Source organism: Yaniella soli, assembly GCF_054782375.1.
Map to the genome: position 1 here is coordinate 1 of NZ_BAAGSP010000055.1, position 5,608 is coordinate 5,608.

At 55.0% G+C, this 5,608-nt stretch carries 5 protein-coding genes; 3 read left to right on the forward strand and 2 right to left on the reverse strand.

Translation table 11 applies throughout. The features are described from left to right. Positions 1 to 277: 277 nt before the first annotated feature. Both ACYVJT_RS14935 and ACYVJT_RS14940 read right to left on the reverse strand, forming a co-directional pair. Positions 278 to 592 carry a type II toxin-antitoxin system RelE/ParE family toxin gene (locus ACYVJT_RS14935; RefSeq protein ID WP_425579903.1) on the reverse strand — a complete coding sequence of 105 codons (315 nt, stop codon included), beginning with the start codon at positions 590 to 592 and terminating at the stop codon, positions 278 to 280. Beyond that, a complete protein-coding gene (locus ACYVJT_RS14940) occupies positions 589 to 846 on the reverse strand; it encodes an addiction module protein (protein WP_343959895.1) in 258 nt (85 codons plus the stop codon). Before ACYVJT_RS14940 ends, ACYVJT_RS14935 begins: the two co-directional genes overlap by 4 nt. A gap of 87 nt (positions 847 to 933) precedes the next feature. On the opposite strand from ACYVJT_RS14940, the gene ACYVJT_RS14945 reads away from it, so the two are divergent. The 3 genes from ACYVJT_RS14945 (at position 934) to ACYVJT_RS14955 (ending at position 5,362) form a co-directional block, all read left to right on the forward strand. Then, positions 934 to 1,887, forward strand: coding sequence for a quinone oxidoreductase family protein (locus ACYVJT_RS14945; protein ID WP_343959897.1), 954 nt, complete (start codon positions 934 to 936; stop codon positions 1,885 to 1,887). Between the two features lie 365 nt (positions 1,888 to 2,252). After that, entirely contained in the window at positions 2,253 to 3,515 is a 1,263-nt protein-coding gene (locus tag ACYVJT_RS14950; protein WP_343959899.1) for a DUF4434 domain-containing protein, read from the forward strand. A gap of 530 nt (positions 3,516 to 4,045) precedes the next feature. Beyond that, the gene (locus tag ACYVJT_RS14955; protein ID WP_343959901.1) at positions 4,046 to 5,362 is read left to right on the forward strand and encodes a hypothetical protein; all 1,317 of its coding nucleotides are present in this window, start codon (positions 4,046 to 4,048) and stop codon (positions 5,360 to 5,362) included. Positions 5,363 to 5,608 lie beyond the last annotated feature (246 nt).

The window sequence follows — 5,608 nt, forward strand, 5'->3', positions numbered from 1 at the left end:
GCTTTCGTCCAAACGGCTAAGCGAACCGCCGAGTGCGGTCCCGCATGCTCGGTGGTGTGAGAGGTGGGTCGGGAAACCCGACCCACCTACTCGATTTAATCCATCGTGTTTTTCCACTATAGAATCTTCATACGACGAAGAGGGTCCAGGATGGATGCGAAGCTCCGTATGTTGAACCGTTCGATTTTGTAAATCGTCGCCTTGAAGTGGGGCAGAAGGGGCCTGGGCTAGAGTGTCCCACGCCGTATCTCAGATCGGAGAAGCGGTGTCGCAGTCATCAGCTACCAAATCGGTTCTGCCAATATCCGGGGTAACGCTTCTGATGTGAGTACGCAAGTATCACGATCTCCGTATCGGTGACGAAGTAGATTACACGGTAAGGAAACAGCTTTACACCCATGCTGCGGACTAGCGGAGAGCGATCCCAACTAGGGATGCGCGGAGCAGATAAGGGCCATTCAAGAATGTGAGTCAGGGTGGCGTCGATGGCATCAAGGAATTCGTCACCTAGTCTCGGCTCTTCCTCATACCAGCTTGCTGCATCCCGAAGCTCGTCTCGTGCCCGGGGATGCTCACGCAGACGCAAGTTCACTTACGTCGAGCTGAGATGTCGGCACGGATTTTTCGGTGAGAGTCTTCGACGTCCAATAACTCAGTACCGCCACTGCTGATATCGTCGATACGACGCTGAATTTCAATGAGCCAGGCTGCGTCTACATTTTCTTGACCCACGTTGTCTTCAGCATCAGTGTCTAGGCTATGGAGACCGCGCTGAATAACTGCTGCTCGATCATGACGATCAAGGGCAAGCAGTGCCCGTTCGACTTCACTACTATTTGCTGACATGGTCTCAGTCTACTGTCCGACGTTGCCGATGGACAGGGAATTTTGGCCGCAAGGAATACACGGGCCGGTTGGTACGCTGTGATGAATATGGAAGCTATTGCATTCAATACCCCAGGTGACCCCGACGTCCTCGAAGTCCACGAGCTACCAGACCCAGAACCCGGCCCCGGCGAAGTGTTGATCCGCGTGCAAGCTGCAGCGGTGAGCCCCACCGACACGATGCGCCGCGCAGGGCTGCGTGATAGTAAAAATCCAGGACCATACGTTGTTGGCATGGATGCCGCCGGCGTGGTCGAAGCCATTGCAGAAGACACCGATACCTACCTGAAATTGGGCGACAAAGTCATGGCCATCGTCCTGCCCAACGGCTCCCACGGCGCCTACGCAGACCGGATTGTCGTTCCCGCCGACTCGGTCGTCCGTATCCCGGAGAACGCTTCACTTATTGAGGCATCAACCCTGCCAATGAATGGGCTGACAGCTCGTCTAGCACTGGACACACTTGACCTGCCGAAAGGCGCAACCCTTGCGGTGACCGGCGCGGCCGGTACACTTGGTGGCTACATCATCCAATTAGCCAAAAATGACGGCCTGACTGTCATTGCAGATGCTGCTGAAAATGACGAGGAACTCGTCAAAAGCAGGGGAGCCGATGTGGTGTTGCCACGCGGCGAAGACTACGCCAACAAAATTCTCGAACAATTCCCGGACGGCGTCGACGGTATTGTCGACGGGGCGGTACAAGTCGACGAAATCGTCCCTGCAGCCAAAGACGGCGCCACCATCATCACTATCCGCGGAGCCAACGGTGAGCGCGAACGCGGCGTGACGCTCAAAGATATTTGGGTGGTCAACTACGACCAAGAACACGACAAACTCGATACGCTGCGCCAGCAGGTTGAAGACGGCATCCTCACACTGAAAGTGGAAGACGTCCTGCCGAAAGAACAGGCGCCCGAAGCGCACCGCCGTATGGAAGCCGGTGGAGTCCGCGGCAGACTGGTACTCGAGTTCGGTGTCATCCCAGAAACGAGCTTCTAGGCTTTTGCCAGGCAATTCATGCGAAGTATACAGCTATACTCAAGCTCACAACCAGGAGTGTTTCTTAGACTAGTAAGCACCTCTTCAAGGTGTGAGTGATGAGAGTACGAGGCCCCGGGATCCAGTCCCGGGGCCTCGGTTTTATCTGGAGCACTTTGACGTCGCATCGCTCTTGCGGCAGTCACGAAAATTCATGTGAGATCTTGAGCTGAATTCAAGCTCGCTCTCAGGTCTGTTCTTTAGACTCTTAATCATCCTCTTCGAGGTGTGAGTGATTGAGAGCATGAGGCCCTGGGATCCCCCTTCCCAGGGCCTCTTCTCATGTCCGGAACTTTCAGTGGCGCGGGGCCGGATAAGATCAACACATGGGCAAGTCAGATTCGTGGAGCACACCCGACTCTCGCCACCGTTCCCGAACTCTCCGGCGTCGCAGAATCCTGGTCATCCGAATCGCTGTGATTGCTGGAGCACTGCTGGTCTCTTGGATAGCGCAGAGTCAGCTGCACGACGACCCAGTCTCTGTTCCGGGTACTGCTCCTGATGCGTCGCCCACTCCGGAGCCGATTTGTCGGGCCGATGGCGAATTCGTCGCGGGGTTCATGTCCCCACAAACCGACGATCAGCAAACCGGCGAGCTCCTGCAGCGCATGAACACGGATGCAATCACCTTTGGCGGACGCGTTGAACCCGTCGACACCGACCAGTACCCAGCCGACGTCGCCGAGCAGATTGGTGACCGCCAAGCATATGAGTACACGGTTGAGATGAACTGGGAAGGGATCGATCTCGACGACTCTGACACTCTGGTGCAGGTCGATGACACCGAGTACGGGCTCATCGCGGCCGGTGATAACAGTGTGGTGGTCACCGAAAGCGTCAACGGCGGTGATCCCTTCCATTCATTGACGCGCGTCTCGGATGAGCGCGACAACAATGCATTTATTGGGCTGCCGGTCCCACAGATGCGCACAACGGATGAGACCTGGCTACCGGATAGCAACTACGCCGATGTGCTCGATGGATTCGCCGAAAAATTCGTGGCAGCCTACGAAACGCGCGGGGCCGATGGATACTACTTGGCTATGGAAATGCCCCTGACCGATACAACGCACTGGGATCCAGTTGCTGACTACTATGACCGCCAGACGCAGCTCATTAATACGGTGTCACCGGGTGCGACGGTTGTGATCTCGCCGTATCTGGAAGGCCGAGCGGGCCGCGAGACTATTAGCCCGGAAACCACAGCCCTGGGGTATGAAAACCTATTGGGCTTGGCCAACGGGACGCACATGCTCGTTTCACCCCAGGATGGGCTCGGCGTTGACACGACGGCGCTGGAAGCAGACGAATCCGGCGAGCACCGTTACACCACCGAAGATTATTTTGCGGCGTTGCACGAAGTGGACCCGGAGCGACTGTATGTCACCATCGAAGCGATGACGCCGGGGGATGGCACCCCGGATACTAGGGAAGAAACCAGCCGAGAGCGCGCGGAAGCCCAACTGGATGCAACTGATCCCTATGTACAAGGCGGAATCGGGTTCCAGTGGGCGGGGCCGAACGCGATGATGCACATCCCGCACATCGGTGATGGGGCGTGCGCTGCGGGTCCTGGCGAGCTCGAGTGACCTTTGGTGTCGTGTAGACAGGTTGTTCACCGAACAAAAATTTCCATATATGCTCTGAGCATAATTTGAGCACCGGCTCTGCACGCCGAAAAATGTCGATTGCTCTCCCCGAAATCACCGCAACGACGGCGCCGGTCGAGATTCCTGAACAGGAAGTAAATTGGCGCGTTCAAATCCGCGCCTAGGGTTTTCTCAGGCGGTTGTTCCCAGTTTCCAAGGTGAACACAAGCTAGCAAACAGGAACGTTTCTTAGCGTATTAACCATCCTTTTCGAGGTGTGAGTGATGAGAACGTAGAGGCCCTGGATTCAGTTCCCAGGGCCTCTTTCGTGCCGTTAAATGATGCTATTTTGTGACTTTCTTCGCTAAAGCTTGTGATACGCTCGGCCCTAGCCACGCATAAGTAGTCGATAGAGATCATGTTCTTGAGGGCAAACTTCTGGTGACAGCGATACTCAACGAGTCGGCTTTCGTGGTTGATTGCAAGGTCGATCCTTATGAAATCGGCCTGAGTCCTGCAAAGGGGCGCTGATGATCAAAATAAAACGAAACGGAGAGAATGATCATGGAAAAGGCATTCGCAATTTTATGGCGCTAAGCGCCTCATTATCACTCGTAGCTCTCACCGGCTGTAGCGGCATCATGGGCGGCGAACGCGAAGAGGGCAACAACGAAGAGGCCGCCGGCAACGTTGAAGACGTTCCCGCACTGTCCGAGATCGATGACCAGATGTGGACTTCGATGGAAGAAGCCGGCAACGTCACGCTGACCGCCGACTTGAGCGCGGTCGCAGGTGAAGAGCCACAAGCAGTGGAAATGTTTGAACAAATGGGCGGCGGCGACCTTTCGGACATTCGCATCTACGGTGCACTCGACGGAACGGCTTCTGCGATGAGTCTCGGCGAAGACGATCTGATGCGCAGCTTTGGCGAAGAAGGGACCTTCCTCTCGACCGATGCGATCTTCAATATCATCTCGGGCCAAAGCATGGGTCTCAGTTCTGAAGAACAACAAATGTTTGATGACCTCAAAGAAGAGTTCGCTGGCTCATGGATCGATTACAGCAACGAGATGCAAGCAGGTGACGGATCAGAAAACTTTAATGTCGGAGTACTCTTCGACGAGCTTCGCGATAGCTGGGAAAATGGCGATGATGCCGAAGGCACTGCGGTTGAACGCGGCCAAATATCGGATGAAGGCACCCACGAAGTACGTGAAGAAAACGACGTATGGGTCTACACCGGTCAAGAAGAAGGCCAGGAACTTGTGCTCCAGGCAAATCACGACGCACCGATGATCGCATCTGTCTCTGATGAAGGCGCAACAATGCACTTCTCCGACTGGGGCGAAACTGAACTTCCAGAACAGCCAGATGAATCGCAACTAATGACCGAACAAGACATCCAGGAGCGCATGAGCGGATCTGCCGGTAGCGGTTCGACCTCGGGTGACAGCGGATCAAGCGATCTCGACATGGAGCCAACCACACCTGAAACGAATTCGAACTCCGGCTCGAACTCAGACCGTGTCGAAGTACCAGGTGTTGGCACCGTTGACTGCAGCGGACCGGTCCCAGGTGATCCTGGATTTACCGATCCAAATGGCAACTACACCGATGCTGAAATCCAAGCATTCCAGGATGCTTGCGCAGATTCTGGTTCAAGCTCAGATTCCGCATCCAACTCGGGTTCTGACTCCTCATACTCAGGTTCTGACGTCGTCAACATTCCTGACGTTGGCACCTTCAACTGTGAAGGTCCAAAACCAGGTGACCCAGGCTTCACTGATCCAAACGGTAACTACACCGATGCAGAAATCCAGCAAATCCAGGATGCCTGCAACAGCTAAATAGTGACCTAGAAGGCCCCGATCGACGAAAAAACTTATATTTCGTACCGGTCGGGGCCTTTTGCTCTCGTAGGGTCATCGATATGAAATGCCACCACATCCTGCAAAGGGATGTTGGCGAAGAAAAATGAAACGAAATAGTCGTAATGTGGCTCTTCCGGTTTAAGGGTGGGGTTGGTGGTCTAGGCCGCCTGCGATCAGCAACATTCTGAGTCGGTAGTTGTGGGGGTTTCGGAAGCCGCGGGC

What these genes read in the sequence shown, in the direction of transcription:
- ACYVJT_RS14955 (WP_343959901.1), top strand. Translation starts at nt 4,046, where the DNA reads ATGATCAAAATAAAACGAAACGGAGAGAATGATCATGGAAAAGGCATT.
- ACYVJT_RS14950 (WP_343959899.1), top strand. Translation starts at nt 2,253, where the DNA reads ATGGGCAAGTCAGATTCGTGGAGCACACCCGACTCTCGCCACCGTTCC.
- ACYVJT_RS14940 (WP_343959895.1), bottom strand. Translation starts at nt 846, where the DNA reads ATGTCAGCAAATAGTAGTGAAGTCGAACGGGCACTGCTTGCCCTTGAT.
- ACYVJT_RS14945 (WP_343959897.1), top strand. Translation starts at nt 934, where the DNA reads ATGGAAGCTATTGCATTCAATACCCCAGGTGACCCCGACGTCCTCGAA.